Annotated in this window: 12 protein-coding genes; 8 read left to right on the top strand and 4 right to left on the bottom strand. The window is 65.8% G+C overall.

Translation table 11 applies throughout. From position 1 onward, the window contains the following. The first annotated feature begins 8 nt into the window (after window positions 1–8). Window positions 9–1946 carry a methyl-accepting chemotaxis protein gene (locus EDE12_RS07350; protein WP_026597943.1) on the top strand — a complete coding sequence of 646 codons (1938 nt, stop codon included), beginning with the start codon at window positions 9–11 and terminating at the stop codon, window positions 1944–1946. A gap of 225 nt (window positions 1947–2171) precedes the next feature. Next, window positions 2172–4124 carry a methyl-accepting chemotaxis protein gene (locus EDE12_RS07345; protein WP_026597942.1) on the top strand — a complete coding sequence of 651 codons (1953 nt, stop codon included), beginning with the start codon at window positions 2172–2174 and terminating at the stop codon, window positions 4122–4124. On the opposite strand, the gene EDE12_RS07340 is transcribed toward EDE12_RS07345, so the two are convergent. Continuing rightward, window positions 4100–4690 carry a TetR/AcrR family transcriptional regulator gene (locus tag EDE12_RS07340; RefSeq protein ID WP_024878977.1) on the bottom strand — a complete coding sequence of 197 codons (591 nt, stop codon included), beginning with the start codon at window positions 4688–4690 and terminating at the stop codon, window positions 4100–4102. The two genes, EDE12_RS07345 and EDE12_RS07340, sit on opposite strands and share 25 nt — an antisense overlap. A gap of 340 nt (window positions 4691–5030) precedes the next feature. On the opposite strand from EDE12_RS07340, the gene EDE12_RS07335 reads away from it, so the two are divergent. Continuing rightward, a complete protein-coding gene (locus tag EDE12_RS07335) occupies window positions 5031–5657 on the top strand; it encodes an outer membrane beta-barrel protein (protein ID WP_026597940.1) in 627 nt (208 codons plus the stop codon). A gap of 178 nt (window positions 5658–5835) precedes the next feature. Here EDE12_RS07335 and tsf read toward each other — a convergent pair whose 3' ends face one another. Together tsf and EDE12_RS07325 are read right to left on the bottom strand one after the other, a co-directional pair. Further along, entirely contained in the window at window positions 5836–6759 is a 924-nt protein-coding gene (gene tsf, locus EDE12_RS07330; RefSeq protein ID WP_024878975.1) for a translation elongation factor Ts, read from the bottom strand. 190 nt (window positions 6760–6949) lie between these two features. Next, window positions 6950–8008 (bottom strand): 30S ribosomal protein S2, encoded by a 1059-nt coding sequence (locus tag EDE12_RS07325; protein ID WP_026597939.1) that lies wholly within the window; start codon window positions 8006–8008, stop codon window positions 6950–6952. Between the two features lie 458 nt (window positions 8009–8466). Here EDE12_RS07325 and EDE12_RS07320 point away from each other — a divergent pair, with 458 nt between their 5' ends. The 5 genes from EDE12_RS07320 to EDE12_RS07300 all read left to right on the top strand — a co-directional run bounded on the left by EDE12_RS07320 (window position 8467) and on the right by EDE12_RS07300 (window position 13588). Continuing rightward, complete coding sequence (locus EDE12_RS07320) at window positions 8467–8754, top strand: YciI family protein (protein WP_024878973.1); 288 nt, start codon at window positions 8467–8469, stop codon at window positions 8752–8754. After that, window positions 8754–9176, top strand: a complete 423-nt coding sequence (locus EDE12_RS07315; protein WP_024878972.1) for an EVE domain-containing protein — start codon at window positions 8754–8756, stop codon at window positions 9174–9176. The genes EDE12_RS07320 and EDE12_RS07315 overlap by 1 nt, the downstream gene beginning before the upstream one ends. A 181-nt stretch (window positions 9177–9357) precedes the next feature. Next, window positions 9358–10320: a malate dehydrogenase gene (gene mdh / locus EDE12_RS07310; RefSeq protein WP_024878971.1), complete on the top strand. Its 963-nt coding sequence runs from the start codon at window positions 9358–9360 to the stop codon at window positions 10318–10320. A gap of 77 nt (window positions 10321–10397) precedes the next feature. After that, complete coding sequence (gene sucC / locus EDE12_RS07305; RefSeq protein WP_024878970.1) at window positions 10398–11597, top strand: ADP-forming succinate--CoA ligase subunit beta; 1200 nt, start codon at window positions 10398–10400, stop codon at window positions 11595–11597. Window positions 11598–11758: 161 nt separating this feature from the next. Continuing rightward, window positions 11759–13588, top strand: coding sequence for a tetratricopeptide repeat protein (locus tag EDE12_RS07300; RefSeq protein WP_026597938.1), 1830 nt, complete (start codon window positions 11759–11761; stop codon window positions 13586–13588). 111 nt (window positions 13589–13699) lie between these two features. Here the strand turns inward: EDE12_RS07300 and EDE12_RS07295 are convergent, their stop codons facing one another. After that, window positions 13700–14230, bottom strand: a complete 531-nt coding sequence (locus EDE12_RS07295) for a hypothetical protein (protein WP_026597937.1) — start codon at window positions 14228–14230, stop codon at window positions 13700–13702. Between the last annotated feature and the right edge of the window lie 71 nt (window positions 14231–14301).

Genomic DNA, 14301 nt, shown 5'->3' with positions numbered 1-14301 from the left:
CCGGCTCCATGCGATTCGACGATTTCAAGCTCACCACCAAAAGCCTGCTGCCGCTCGCCCTGACCTGCCTGCTGTTCCTCGGCGTGACGGCGCTCGGCGTCTATCGAATCCAGGATCTCGGCCACCGCTACCAATATCTGACCGACCATTCGGACGCCGCCCTGGTGCGGCTGCTGCGAACGAATCGCACCGCTTTCGAAGTGGGCTATGCCGTTCATTCGATGGTCGCCTATGAATCCGACACGGAATTGTTCAAGCTCGCCGAGAAGAATTTCGAGACCGCCAGCGAGCGCGTCAATGCGCTTCTCGACGCGGCGGCGCAGCTCGATCCGGCCCGCGCCCCGGCGATCAAGACCTTCCGTGCGCGAATCGACAAGATCATCGAGGACGCCAAGCCCGCCGTTCGCATCGCGCGGGACGTTCCGGGCCTCGAGGTCGGCTCTCGCCTGCAGCCGCACGAGCTCGACGCGCTCGCCAAATGCCTGGCGATTCTGCGCAATGTCGACATGCAGCTGGAAAAGCTCACCGAGGATATGAAGAAGTTCAACGACTCGGTGCTCGAGGACAATCAGCATGTCGGCGACGAGCTGCGCCGCCAGACCGAGCATACGATCTGGACCATGCTCATCGTCGGCGCGCTGGCCCTGCTCGGCGGCGGCTCCGCCACGCTCTATGTCTCGAGCCGCAAGATCGGCGCGCCCATCGCGCGGCTCACCGGACAGATGAGCGCCATCGCCCGCGGCAATCTCGACATCGTCGTGGAAGGCGTCGCGCGGCGCGACGAGGTGGGGGCGATGGCCGAGGCGCTCGACACATTCAAGCGCAACGCCCAGGAGTTGCGCGCGGCGGAGGCCCGCGCGGCCGAGGAGAAACGGCGCGGCGAGGCGGCCGACGCAGAGCGCCGGGCCGAGCACGCGGCCGCCGAGAAGGAACGCGAGGCGGCGCTGAAGGCGATCGGCAGAGGCCTCGAGAAGCTCGCCGCCAAGGATCTCGTCTATCGCCTCTCGGAGGACATGCCCGCCGCCTATCGCAGCCTGCAGAGCGATTTCAACGCGGCCATCGGCCAGCTGGAGGCGGCGCTGGGCGTGGTGGCGGGCGGCGCGGAGGCGATCGGCTCCGGCGTCGATCAGATCGCCGTCGCCGCCGATGATCTCGCCCGTCGCACCGAGCAGCAGGCCGCCAGCCTCGAGGAGACCGCCGCCGCGCTGGAGGAGATCACCACCACGGTGAAGAAGAGCGCCGAGGGCGCCGTCAATGCGAGCGGCATCGTCGGCTCCACCAAGACCGAGGCGGAGAAGAGCGGCGCGATCGTCCGCCGCGCCGTCGACGCCATGGGGCGGATCGAGAAATCCTCGCAGGAGATCGGCCAGATCATCGGCGTCATCGACGAGATCGCCTTCCAGACCAATCTTCTGGCGCTCAACGCCGGCGTCGAGGCGGCCCGCGCGGGCGAGGCCGGCAAGGGCTTCGCCGTGGTCGCCTCGGAAGTGCGCGCTCTGGCGCAGCGTTCCGCCGAGGCCGCGCGCGAGATCAAGAGCCTCATCTCCACCTCGACGGTCGAGGTGGAGCAAGGCGTCGAGCTGGTCGGCGCGACCGGCCGCGCGCTGGAGAAGATCGTCACCCAGGTGGCGGAGATCGATCGCGTCGTCGCCGACATCGCCGCCGGCGCGCGCGAGCAGGCCACCGGCCTCGCCGAGGTCAACACCGCCGTCACCCAGATGGATCAGAACACGCAGAAGAACGCCGCAATGGTGGAGGAGACCACCGCCGCCAGCCACAGCCTGCGCAAGGAGACCGAGGGGCTGACGCGCTCGGTGGCGAGCTTCCGGCTCGCAGAGCGCCCGCAGGCGCGGCGCCCGGCGCTGAGGACGGTCTCCGCCGGCGGCGGCGGCGCGGTCCGCAAGCCGCAGCCCCTCCCGGCGCAGGAGGATTGGACGGAGTTCTGACCGGACGCTCGCTTTTCGACGATCCGAGAGGCCGCCGGGGACGCCCCGGCGGCCTCTCTTTTTTGGCGCCGAGGCTGCTGCGCGCCGGCCGCGCCGGCGCATGCGAAAGAGGAAAACATAGATTTTTCAGAAACCTTTTGCTGCTTAGGCTCCACCGTATTCCCGCGAGCGCCACTCCCGCGACAACTGCGCCGGCTCGCCGTCGATCATAAGGAAGCTTTCTCGATGCGGTTCGACAATTTGAAGCTCACCACCAAGAGCCTTCTTCCACTCGCTTTGACCTGCCTGCTCTTCATCGGCGTCACCGGGCTGGGCGTCCATCGCATGAGCGAACTCGGACGACGCTACGAAGATCTGACCGAGCATTCCTACGCCGCCGTGGTGAAGCTGCTGCGATCCAATCGCGCCATCACCGATTTCGGCCTCTCGGTACATCAGATGATCGCTTATGACGCGGATACGCCTATCTCGCGCGCCGCCACGCAGGAGGCCGCCTCTATCGGCCCGCGCGTCGACACGCTGCTCGGCGAGGCGATGCAGCTCGATCCCGCACATGCGGCGCAGATCAAAGGTTATCGCGACCGCTTCGCCAAGGTCTTCGAGCAGGCGAAGCCCGCGATCGCAATCGCCCAGGAGCTGCCGGCGCTCGAGCTCGGCGCGCGCCTGAAGCCGCATGAGCTGGAGCAGCTCGCCAAATGCGTGTCGCTGCTGCGCGGCGCCGATGAGGAAATCCGCGCCATCGTCGATGAGATGCGTTCCATCTATAGGGCCGCCGAGGCGGAGGACAAGCGCGTCGGCGAGGAGCTGCGCCGCCAGACCGCGCAGACGATCTGGACGATGATCGGCGTCGGCGCCCTCGCCGTTCTCATCGGCTGCGCGGCGTCGCTGTATGTTTCCGGCCGCAAGATCGGCGCGCCGATCGCGCGCCTCACCGGGCAGATGGGCGATATCGCCAAGGGCGATCTCGGCGCCGTCGTGGCGGGCGTGGAGCGCGGCGACGAGGTCGGCGCGATGGCGCGCGCGCTGGACACGTTCAAGCGCAATGCGCAGGAGCTGCGCGCCGCCGAGGCCCGCGCCGCCGAGGAGCGCCGTCGCAGCGAGGAGGCCGATTCGCGGCGCAAAGCCGAGCAGGCCGTGGTCGAAAGAGAGCGCGAGGCGGCGCTGCAGGCGATCGGCGACGGTCTCGAGAAGCTCGCCTCCAAAAATCTCGTCTATCGGCTCTCCGACGCCATGCCAGAGACCTATCGCCGGCTGCAGAATGATTTCAACGCGGCCATGAGCCAGCTGGAAGCCGCGCTCGGCCTCGTCGCCGGCGGCGCGCGAGCCATCGATTCCGGCTCCAGCCAGATCGCCGTCGCCGCCGACGATCTCGCCCGCCGCACCGAGCAGCAGGCCGCGAGCCTGGAAGAGACGGCCGCCGCGCTGGAAGAGATCACCACCACGGTGAAGAAGAGCGCCGAGGGCGCCGTTCACGCCAGCAATATCGTCGGCTCCACCAAGATGGAGGCCGAGAAGAGCGGCGAGATCGTCCGCCGGGCGGTGGACGCAATGGGCCGCATCGAGCGCTCCTCGCAGCAGATCGGCCAGATCATCGGCGTCATCGACGAGATCGCCTTCCAGACCAATCTCCTGGCGCTCAACGCCGGAGTCGAGGCGGCGCGCGCGGGCGAAGCCGGCAAGGGCTTTGCGGTGGTGGCCTCGGAAGTGCGCGCGCTGGCGCAGCGCTCCGCCGAGGCGGCCAAGGAGATCAAGGGCCTCATCTCCACCTCCACGGTAGAGGTGGATCAGGGCGTCGAGCTCGTCGGCGCGACGGGCAAGGCGCTCGACACCATCGTCGCCCAGGTGGCGGAGATCGACAAGGTGGTCGCCGACATCGCCGCGGGCGCCCGCGAGCAGGCCACGGGCCTCGCCGAGGTCAACACCGCCGTCACCCAGATGGATCAGAACACGCAGAAGAACGCCGCAATGGTGGAGGAGACCACCGCCGCCAGCCACAGCCTGCGCAAGGAGACGGAGGCGCTGACGCGCTCGGTCGCCAGCTTCGAGCTCGGCGACAAGCACGGCTCCCGCACGCACGCCAAGGCGCCGCGGGCGGCGCTGAAGACGGTCTCCGCCGAACGCGGCGGCGGCGCGGCGCGTAAGCCGCAGCCGGCTCAGGACGATTGGGAGGAGTTTTGATCGCTCGCGACGAGCGGTCCGATCTCGTCGAGACAGGCGGCGAGCAGGCGCTGGATCATCGGCCCGCTGTCGGCGTCGGCGAGCAGCGGTTCGACCCGCAGCACCTCCCGCATGATGGAGAAGCCGATGAGGCAGGAGACGAACAGCGCCGCCCGCTGCTGCGCCGCCTGCCCATCGAGCTTGGCGGCCAGCGGCCCGATGAAATCCCGATAGCAGCAGGCGCGAATGAGATCGCGCGCCAGCGGGCTCGTCAGCGAGCGAATGAAGATCTGCAGCCCGTCGTGCTGCTGCGATTCGAGCGCGAAGCTCGCGAACACCGCGCCGAGCCGGCTGCGATCCGCCGATAGGAGAGTCGCCGGGCACGCCTCGACGACGGCGGCGGCGAACAGTTGCTCCTTTGAGCCGAAAGAGCGATGCACCAGGGCCACATCGACGCCGACATCTGCGGCAATGTCGCGCAGCCTCACCTCCTCGAAGGAGGCGTGCGCGAAACGCGCGATCGCCGCGGCGAGAATACGCCGCCGCGTCGCCTCCCCCGAACGCTTCTCCGATTTATCCGGCCGCATCGAGAATCCTTCTCCCGATATGTATTTACAATCGATCGCGCGCGACGCGCCGTCAATCGGCATTCCAGCGACCGGCCGACTTCTCGTCAAAATTTCGCGGTATTTTACCTATTAGGGAAATGTGAACCTTTCGCAGGCCAAGGTCACGCTCGTCCACCGCATGGTGAAGCCTCCGGCGGGGCTCGACCGGACCAGACGTCCGACGCGCTCGACGGGGTTCTCGCCGAAGATATCAACAGTGGTTGACAAATCAGGCCGACTCGACGAATTTCGGCCTATGGTCACGTTCTAGCCGAGGCGGCGGCTGGGCGTCCTTTTTTCGTGCTCTTCGGAGGTTTCCATGCATATCAAGAACAGCCTTTCGGCTCTCGCGGTCGCCGCCGCTCTCTCCGTCGGCGCCGCTCACGCCGCCGACCTGCCCTATCGCAAGGATGCGCCGGCCTTCGCGCCGCCGCCGCCGGTCTTCTCCTGGACGGGCGCCTATGTCGGCCTCAATGTCGGCGGCGGCTTCAAGGCGGACAACAGCTTCGGCGGCGACGTCAGCGGCGTCGTGGGTGGCGGCCAGATCGGCTACAACTACCAGATCTCGCCGCTCTTCGTGGTCGGCCTCGAGACCGACTTCCAGGGCACGAGCCTGCGCTCCAACAATGGCTTCGGCAACGCCAGCCTGCCCTGGTTCGGCACTGTGCGCGGCCGCGCCGGCTTCGCCCTGCTCGAGTCGAAGCTCTTCGTCTATGGCACGGGCGGCTTCGCCTATGGCGAGCTGAACACGCCGTTCGGCAGCGACACCCGCACCGGCTGGACCGCCGGCGGCGGCGTGGAATACGCCTTCCTGCCGAACTGGTCGGCCAAGGTCGAGTATCTCTACACCGACCTCACCAACAATGGCGGCTTCGCCATCGGCCCGCAGCGCGCCAAGTTCCACACGGTCCGCGCCGGCATCAACTACCACTTCAACCTGTTCTAGTCTTCGCAGGCGCCACATGGCCCCACACGGGGCCATGTGGGCGCGAGGACGGCAGCGACAAAACCAAAAAGGCGAAGCGACCCTCGGGCTCGCTTCGCCTTTTTCTTTGTCTTATCGCCGGCGCCTTATGGCCCGCCATTCCCGGCCGCCGCAGCGACCGGGGATTTGACAGATGCGATCAGCCCTTGGCGGCCGCCGCCACTTCCGCAGCGAAATCGCTGGTCTCTTTCTCTATGCCCTCGCCGAGCGCATAGCGGGCGAAGCCCTTGATCGCGATAGGCGCGCCAGCCTTGCCCTCATGCTCCTTGAGCGTCTGGGTGATGGTCTTGCCGCCGTGATCCGGGTGGTTCGAGACCTGATCGAGCAGCAGGACCTCTTTGTAATAGGTCTTGAGGCCCGAATCGATGATCTTCTCCAGCACATTGGCCGGCTTGCCCGCGTTCTTCTCGGCGAGCAGCGCCTTCTCGCGCTCCACCGTCGCCTGGTCGAGGCCGGAGGCGTCGAGCGCCAGCGGATTGGCCGAGGCGACATGCATGGCGATCTGACGCGCGAGAGTCGACAGGACTTCCTTGTCGCCCTTGGACTCGAGCGCCACGATCACCGCGATCTTGCCGAGGCCGTCGGCGATCTGCGTGTGGACGTAGCGATTGACCGCGCCCTCCACCTTCAGCGGCGCGACGCGACGCAGCGTCAGATTCTCGCCGATGGTGGCGATGCCGGTGGTGATCGCCTCGGAGACGACGCCGCCGCCCGGATAGGGCTTGCCGGCGAGCTCCTCGGCGCTCGTGGCGCCGGTCTCCAGCGCGACTCGCGCGATATTATTGACGAGCTTCTGGAAGTCGTCGTTGCGGGCGACGAAGTCGGTCTCGGAATTCACCTCGACGACGACGCCGACGCCGTCCTCGACGATCGCAGCGACGAGACCCTCGGCGGCCACGCGGCCGGACTTCTTGGCGGCCTTGGAGAGGCCCTTCTTGCGCAGCCAATCGACGGCCGCCTCGATGTCGCCATTGGTCTCGTTGAGGGCGGCCTTGCAATCCATCATGCCGGCGCCCGTGCTCTCACGCAGTTCCTTGACGAGAGCGGCGGTGATCTGGGCCATGGGGTTAGACACCTCTAGCTAGAGCTAACGCCGGCCCCTTTGGGAGCCGGCGCGATAATCTTTCGTGAATGTGACGCTAGAGCGTCATCCGATCCACTCGGGATCGGATGACGCTCTCATTTCTCTATTTGGGAGCGAATTCTGATCGATCGAACGATTCCGTTCGATCGGAAAGCGCTCTGGCGCGAAATCAGGCCGAAGCCAGCGAGCGCGCCTGATCGACCCAGCCGTCGCGGGCGATGCGGCCGTTGAGCTTGAGGTCCAGATCGAGCTTCTCGACGTCGGCCGGCGCCATGGCCGCGATCTGCCAATAATGGAAGATGCCGCCATCGTTGAGCTTCTTGACCAGCTGCGGACCGACGCCATGCAGCTTGGCGAGATCGTCCGGAGCGCCGCGCGGAGCGGCGAGCAGCTCGAAGGGCTCGAGCGCGATCTCGACCTCGGCGGTCGCAGCATCGGCGGCGACTTCGTCGGCCGAGCGCAGATCCGTGTGGACGCGGCCGAGCGCCGGCTCCGCCGTCGGCGACTCCATGGCGCCGATATCGAGACCCGAAAGACCCTGGCTGCGCGAGATGCCGTCGATCGCCGCACGGGCGATGAGATCGCAATAGAGCGCAATGGCGCGGCCGGCGTCGTCATTGCCGGGGATCGGGAAGGTGATGCCGTCCGGATCGCAATTGGTGTCGAGGATCGCCACCACCGGGATCTTCAGGCGGTTGGCCTCCTTGATCGCCAGCTGCTCCTTATTGGTGTCGATCACGAAGATGAGATCGGGCGTGCCGCCCATGTCCTTGATGCCGCCCAGCGCCTTCTCGAGCTTGTCGCGCTCGCGGGTGAGCAGCAGACGCTCTTTCTTGGTGACGCCCGCGGAGCCGGCGCCGAGCTGCTCGTCGAGCTTGCGCAGGCGCTGGATGGAGCCGGAGATGGTCTTCCAATTGGTGAGCGTGCCGCCCAGCCAGCGGGAGTTGATGAAATATTGCGCGCTGCGCTTGGCGGCGTCGGCGATCTGATCCTGCGCCTGACGCTTGGTGCCGACGAAGAGCACGCGACCGCCGCGCGCCACAGTGTCGGAGACGACCTTCAGCGCCTGATGCAGCAGCGGCACCGTCTGGGCGAGGTCGATGATGTGGATGTTGTTGCGCGCGCCGAAGATATAGGGAGCCATCTTCGGGTTCCAGCGATGCGACTGGTGGCCGAAATGAGCGCCGGACTCGAGCAGGCCGCGCATCGTGAAATCAGGAATCGCCATTGTATTTTCTCCGGTTCTAGCCTCGGCGAAAGCATGGAGAAGCCGGAGAACCGGCCACCGGAACGGCGCCTTGTAGCAGGAACCGTAAGACTTTCGCCTGTGGGATGGCGCGGCTTATAGGCGAGAACGGCGGCAGGGGCAAGGTGGGCGCATCGATTGAGGGCGCATCGATTGGATGAACTGTTTCCTGCACTAAACTATAGGCGCCCCTGAACGTATCCGAGCCTGCCCGAACGACTGACGCTGCAAGCTCTGAGAAATGAGACATGCGACGTCACGTCACGTTCGAGGCGAAATGCGACGTCGCTCATCCGACCCCGGGCGCGTTATCGTCCCTCCGAGCGGAAGGCGTTGACGCCGACGCATTCCCTGCTTCCCACGTCCAATTCTGTCGACCGCGGCGCCATGATCTGCTAATCAGCGCCGCGCCGTCGCTTCCCCCTTTTCACGAGGCCGCTTTGCCGCTCTTCGTCGCTCTCTGCCTGGACAAGCCGAACCATGTCGAGCTTCGGCTCGCCACCCGCGAGGCGCATCTCGCCTTCCTCGCCGCCAATGCGGCGCAGGTGAAGCTCGGCGGGCCGTTTCTCGATTCGGCCGAGAAGCCCGTCGGCTCGCTGCTGATCGTCGAGGCGGCGGATGTCGCCGCGGCGCAGGCTCTGCTCGCCGAGGACCCTTACGCCGAGGCCGGGCTGTTCGCGAGCGTCGAGGTCAAGCCTTGGAAGCGCGTGGTGGGAGCCGAGCTCTGATGGCGCATTGGCTGTTCAAGAGCGAGCCCAAAACATGGTCCTGGGACCAGCAGGTCGCGGCCGGCGCGAAGGGCACATTCTGGAACGGCGTGCGCAACCATCTCGCCAAGAAGCAGCTGATGGCGATGCAGATCGGCGAGCATGGATTCTTCTACCATTCCAACGAGGACAAGGCCGTCGTCGGCGTGGTGGAAGTCATCAAGACCTATTATCCCGACCATACGGATGAGAGCGGCAAATTCGGCATGGTCGACATAAAGGCCGTCGCGCCATTCGCGAGGCCGGTGACGCTCGCCGAGATCAAGTCCGATCCGCGCCTTTCCGAAATGGTGCTGGTCAATAATTCTCGCCTATCGGTGCAGCCCGTCTCGGAGGAGGAATGGAAGCTCATTCTCTCGCTCGGCGGCGTGGACGCGCTCTAGACCCACGGAGCGGCGTCGGAAGGAGAGCGGGTTCGGAACAGCCTATTTCCACAGCCGCGCGGCGCAGGCTCGCGCGCTTGCTCAATTTTCGTGCGAAGCTTCGCTAGAAGCGACTCTCGCCTTTTCAGACGGGAAAAAGCGCGCTAGCAGTTTATTTCCAGGCACGCCCATAGGAGAAAAGATGGCGCGCAAGAAAATCGCCCTGATCGGCGCCGGCCATATCGGCGGGACGCTGGCCCATCTCATCGGCCTCAAGGAGCTCGGCGACGTCGTATTGTTCGACATCGCGAGCGGCGTGCCTCAGGGCAAGGCGCTCGACCTCTCCCAATCCGCGCCTGTCGAGGGATTCGACGCGCGCATCGCCGGCGCGGACGATTATTCCGCCATCGCCGGCGCCGATGTCGTCATCGTGACGGCGGGCGTGCCGCGCCAGCCGGGCATGAGCCGCGACGATCTGCTCACCATCAATCTCGGCGTCGTCTCCAAGGTCGGCGCCGGCATCAAGGCCTATGCGCCGAACGCTTTCGTCATCTGCATCACCAATCCGCTCGACGTCATGGTCTGGGCGCTGCAGAAGGCGAGCGGCCTGCCGACCAATAAGGTCGTCGGCATGGCGGGCGTGCTCGATTCGGCGCGCTTCCGATTCTTTCTGGCCGAGGAGCTGAACGTCTCGGTGGAGGATGTGAGCGCCTTCGTGCTCGGCGGCCATGGCGACGATATGGTTCCCTCCGTGCGCTACTCGACCGTCGCCGGAATTCCCCTGCCCGATCTCGTCGCCATGGGCTGGACCACTCAGGCGAAGATCGACGCCATCGTCGACCGCACGCGCAAAGGCGGCGGCGAGATCGTCGGCCTGCTGAAGACCGGCTCCGCCTATTACGCGCCGGCCTCCGCGGCCATCGCCATGGCGGAGAGCTATCTGAAGGACAAACGCCGCGTGCTGCCCTGCGCCGCCTATCTCGACGGCCAATATGGCGTCAGCGGGGTCTATGTCGGCGTGCCAGTGGTGATCGGCGCCAATGGCGTTGAACGCATCGTCGAGATCTCGCTCGATGCGGCCGAGCAGCAGATGTTCGACAAATCCGTCGGCTCGGTGAAGACGCTGATCGCCGCCAGCAAGGCGCTCGACCCCGCCTTCGCCTGAGCGCGCTGAGCCCCGTTTCCGCCCCCGGCGAGGGGCGCGTTGTCGCGACGTAAGGTCGCAATCAGGATCGGTGAGAAATGAACATCCACGAATATCAGGCCAAAGCCATCCTGCGTGAGTTCGGCGCCCCGGTCGCCGAAGGCGCTCCGGCGCTCGCCGCCGACGAGGCGCGCCAGGCCGCGAGCGGCCTGCCCGGCCCCGTCTATGTCGTCAAGGCGCAGATCCACGCCGGCGGCCGCGGCAAGGGCAAGTTCAAGGAGGCTTCGGCCGGCGAGAAGGGCGGCGTGCGCCTCGCCCGCTCGCTCGACGAGGTCGAGACCTTCGCCAAGGAGATGCTGGGCTCGACGCTGGTCACGGTGCAGACGGGCGAGGCCGGCAAGCAGGTCAACCGCCTCTATATCGAGGACGGCGCCGATATCGACAAGGAATTCTACCTCTCGCTGCTTATCGATCGCGCCACCTCGCGCGTCTCCTTCGTCGTCTCCACCGAGGGCGGCACGGATATCGAGGCCGTCGCCCATGCGACGCCGGAGAAGATCGTGACTTTCGCCGTCGATCCGGCGACCGGCGTGCTGCCGCATCACGGCCGCCGCGTCGCCGACGCGCTCGGCCTCACCGGCCCGCTGGTGAAGGAGGCGGTCTCGCTCACCGAGCGCCTGTTCTCGGCCTTTGTCGCCAAGGATATGGAGCTGCTCGAGATCAATCCGCTGATCGTCACCAAGGACGGCCGCCTGCGCTGCCTCGACGCGAAGATCTCCTTCGACGACAACGCGCTCTATCGTCATCCCGATGTGGTCGCGCTGCGCGACAAGACCGAGGAGGACGAGAAGGAGATCGAGGCCTCCAAATATGAGCTCGCCTATATCGCGCTCGACGGCACCATCGGCTGCATGGTGAACGGCGCCGGCCTCGCGATGGCGACGATGGATATCATCAAGCTCTATGGCGAGAACCCCGCCAACTTCCTCGACGTCGGCGGCGGCGCCACCAAGGAGAAGGTGACGGCCGCCTTCAAGATCATCACCGCCGATCCCAAGGTGAAGGGCATTCTCGTCAACATCTTCGGCGGCATCATGCGCTGCGACGTCATCGCCGAGGGCGTCATCGCCGCGGTGAAGGAAGTCGGCCTCGCCGTGCCGCTGGTGGTGCGCCTCGAGGGCACCAATGTCGATCTCGGCAAGGAAATTATTTCCAGCTCGGGCCTCGATGTGATCCCCGCCGACGATCTCGACGACGCTGCGCAGAAGATCGTCGCCGCCGTGCGCGGACGAAGCTGACGCGACGCTTTCGCGACAAAAGACGGCTGCCCCCGTTGGGATATTTCGCACTTGCGGGGGCGGCTCAAAACAGCCATCTTCCCGCATGATGGTGGCGCTCGGCGGCCTCTTTCGGGGCGCGCCGGCGCCGCGCCGCTGCGGCCGATTGCGGGAAACAGCACGTGAACAGATTCCTCTCGTCCGATGCGCCTGGACGGCGCCGCGTTCGCTCTTTCTCGACCCGCACGGCCTATGCCGCCGCGGCGTTTTGCGCGCTTTCGCTCGGGGTCGATGATTTCGCCGGCAAAATCTCCTTCGTCGGCGAGGGCTCGGCTCACGCCCGCGAATCGTCTCTCTCCATCGCGACGCCCTTCGAGGTCGGCGAGAGCGCGTCCGGAAATTACCTCGCCGCCATCGTCGCCGGGGCGGAACGCGACACGCTGGCCGCATCCACATTTTTCCGCGAGGCGCTGCGCAATGATCCGCGCAATCGCGAGCTGACCGAGCGCGCCTTCGTCGCCGCTCTCGCCAATGGCAATATGCAGGAGGCCTTCGCCCTCGCCGCCCGCGTCGCGACCTTCGACAAAAACAATGGCCTCGCCAATCTGACGCTCGGCGTCGAGGCGATAAAGGCCAAGAAATTCGCCAAGGCCCGCGCCGTCCTCGCCAAAGGCGGGCTCGACCGCAAGCATGACGTCACCTCCACGCTGCTCACCGCCTGGGCCTATGCGGGCGCCGGCGAGACCAAGCAGGCGCTGGCCACGGCCGACAAGCTCAAGGAAGACGCCTTCGCCGTCTTCCGCGACTATCACGCCGCGCTCATCGTCGATTCGGCGAAGAACAGCGACAAGGCCGAGGCGACCAAGCGCTTCAAATCCGCCTATGGCTCCGAGCGCAATACGCTGCGCCTCGTCGACGCCTATGCGCGCTTCCTCGTCGCGCATGGCAGCCGCGAGGAGGCGCGCCGCGTCTATCGCGCCTTCGACGATCTCGCCCCGCGTCATCCCATCGTCACCGCGGCGATCGCCGACATAGACACAGGCAAGCCGCTCACGCCCTTCGTTCGCGACGCAGACGCCGGCGCGGCCGAGGTGCTCTATGGCCTCGGCGCGATCGGCGGCCGCCAGGGCGACGAGCTCGCCTCGCTGATCTATCTGCGCCTCTCGCTCTTCCTCGCGCCCGACAATGCGCTGGCGACGATCACCCTCGCCGACATCTATGAGCGCATGAAGCAGGAGGAGATCGCCATCGATCTCTACGACAGCGTGCCGAAGGAAAACCCGCTGCGCGTCAACGCCGATGTGCAGGCGGCGCTGCTGCTGGAGACGCTCGGCAAGACCAAGGAGGCGACCGACCACCTCCAGGCGGTGATCGTCGAGCATCCCAAGGATCAGGAGGCGCTGACCGCGCTCGGCAACATACAGCGCTCGCGCAAGCTCTTCGCCGATTCGGTCACCACCTACACCAAGGTGCTGGACCTACAGCCGCAGACGGACAAGAGCCAGTGGCTGCTCTATTATTATCGCGGCATCGCCAATGAGCGCCGCAAGAACTGGCCGACCGCCGAGGCCGATCTCAAAAAGGCGCTGGAGCTCTATCCGGACCAGCCGCTGGTTTTGAATTATCTCGGCTATTCTTGGGTGGATCAGGGCGTCAATCTCGACGAGGCGTTCAAAATGCTGCGCCGCGCCGTCGATCTGCGCGCGCGCGACGGCTATGTCGTCGACAGTCTCGGCTGGGCCTATTACCGCCTCGGCCGCTATGACGAGGCGGTGCGCGAGCTCGAGAAGGCGGTCGATCTCAAGCCTTCCGATCCGGTCATCAACGACCATCTCGGCGACGCCTATTGGCGCGTCAATCGCAAGCTCGAGGCGCGCTTCCAATGGAATCACGCGCGCGACATGAGCCCCGATCCGGACGATCTGCCGAAGATCCTCGAGAAGATCGACAAGGGCCTCACCGACGCCTCGCCCATCGCCAGCGATCAGAGCAAGAAGAAGAACGGCGGCTGAGGGGGCGGGAATCGCTCCCCTCGAGCCGCATATTCTCTGGAGGTTTCAGCGCCGCCCTTCTTAACGAAGGAGCGGCGCAATTCATTTTCAAAGACGGCGCGATAGCAGTTTCTATAAATGGACGCCGCGGCTCTTCAGCTCGGCCTTGAACTCCTCATCGACCTCGCGTCCGATTTTCGCGCCCCATTGCTCTCCCCGCTCCCGCATTTCGCGCTTGAACTCTTCGCGCAGGGAGAAAAATCTGATTCCTGTCGACGAGCGAGCGAAATCATTACGCGCCGCGACGTCGCGCGGTCCGGTGGCGAAGCTCCGCAACTCGCGCAGCTCCATCGACGACAGTTTCGGGGCCAAGGCCGTGGCCATGAGGCTCATGAATTCGTCGATCCGCGCCGCCGCTTTGACTTTCAGTCGCGGCATGATCTCGGAAATCTCTTGGGCGTGCTGGGGATAATGCGCGGTGAGCCCGCGCCCCACGGCGTCGACGAGCTGCGGCAGAATCGCCGCCATTTGATCGCTCAAATGGAGCGCGTCGACGACTTGTCGCGCGACGCGGACATCCTCCAGCGACGCATCCGCGCGAACGGCGGTCGCGCCGCAGAGGAGATTGGTCAAAAGGGCCGCCACGGCCAATGATTTACGCATATGCCGCTCCGAAGAAATATTGCGCGCTCGACGCAGAGCGCTCGCTCAATGGTTCCACTCTATCGTTAGCC

Source organism: Methylosinus sp. sav-2 (assembly GCF_004366495.1).
Taxonomy (GTDB): Bacteria; Pseudomonadota; Alphaproteobacteria; order Rhizobiales; family Beijerinckiaceae; genus Methylosinus.
This window is presented reverse-complemented; position numbering and strand designations above follow the sequence as displayed.

What these genes read in the sequence shown, in the direction of transcription:
- EDE12_RS07350 (WP_026597943.1), top strand. Translation starts at nt 9, where the DNA reads ATGCGATTCGACGATTTCAAGCTCACCACCAAAAGCCTGCTGCCGCTC.
- EDE12_RS07345 (WP_026597942.1), top strand. Translation starts at nt 2,172, where the DNA reads ATGCGGTTCGACAATTTGAAGCTCACCACCAAGAGCCTTCTTCCACTC.
- EDE12_RS07340 (WP_024878977.1), bottom strand. Translation starts at nt 4,690, where the DNA reads ATGCGGCCGGATAAATCGGAGAAGCGTTCGGGGGAGGCGACGCGGCGG.
- EDE12_RS07335 (WP_026597940.1), top strand. Translation starts at nt 5,031, where the DNA reads ATGCATATCAAGAACAGCCTTTCGGCTCTCGCGGTCGCCGCCGCTCTC.
- tsf (WP_024878975.1), bottom strand. Translation starts at nt 6,759, where the DNA reads ATGGCCCAGATCACCGCCGCTCTCGTCAAGGAACTGCGTGAGAGCACG.
- EDE12_RS07325 (WP_026597939.1), bottom strand. Translation starts at nt 8,008, where the DNA reads ATGGCGATTCCTGATTTCACGATGCGCGGCCTGCTCGAGTCCGGCGCT.
- EDE12_RS07315 (WP_024878972.1), top strand. Translation starts at nt 8,754, where the DNA reads ATGGCGCATTGGCTGTTCAAGAGCGAGCCCAAAACATGGTCCTGGGAC.
- mdh (WP_024878971.1), top strand. Translation starts at nt 9,358, where the DNA reads ATGGCGCGCAAGAAAATCGCCCTGATCGGCGCCGGCCATATCGGCGGG.
- sucC (WP_024878970.1), top strand. Translation starts at nt 10,398, where the DNA reads ATGAACATCCACGAATATCAGGCCAAAGCCATCCTGCGTGAGTTCGGC.
- EDE12_RS07295 (WP_026597937.1), bottom strand. Translation starts at nt 14,230, where the DNA reads ATGCGTAAATCATTGGCCGTGGCGGCCCTTTTGACCAATCTCCTCTGC.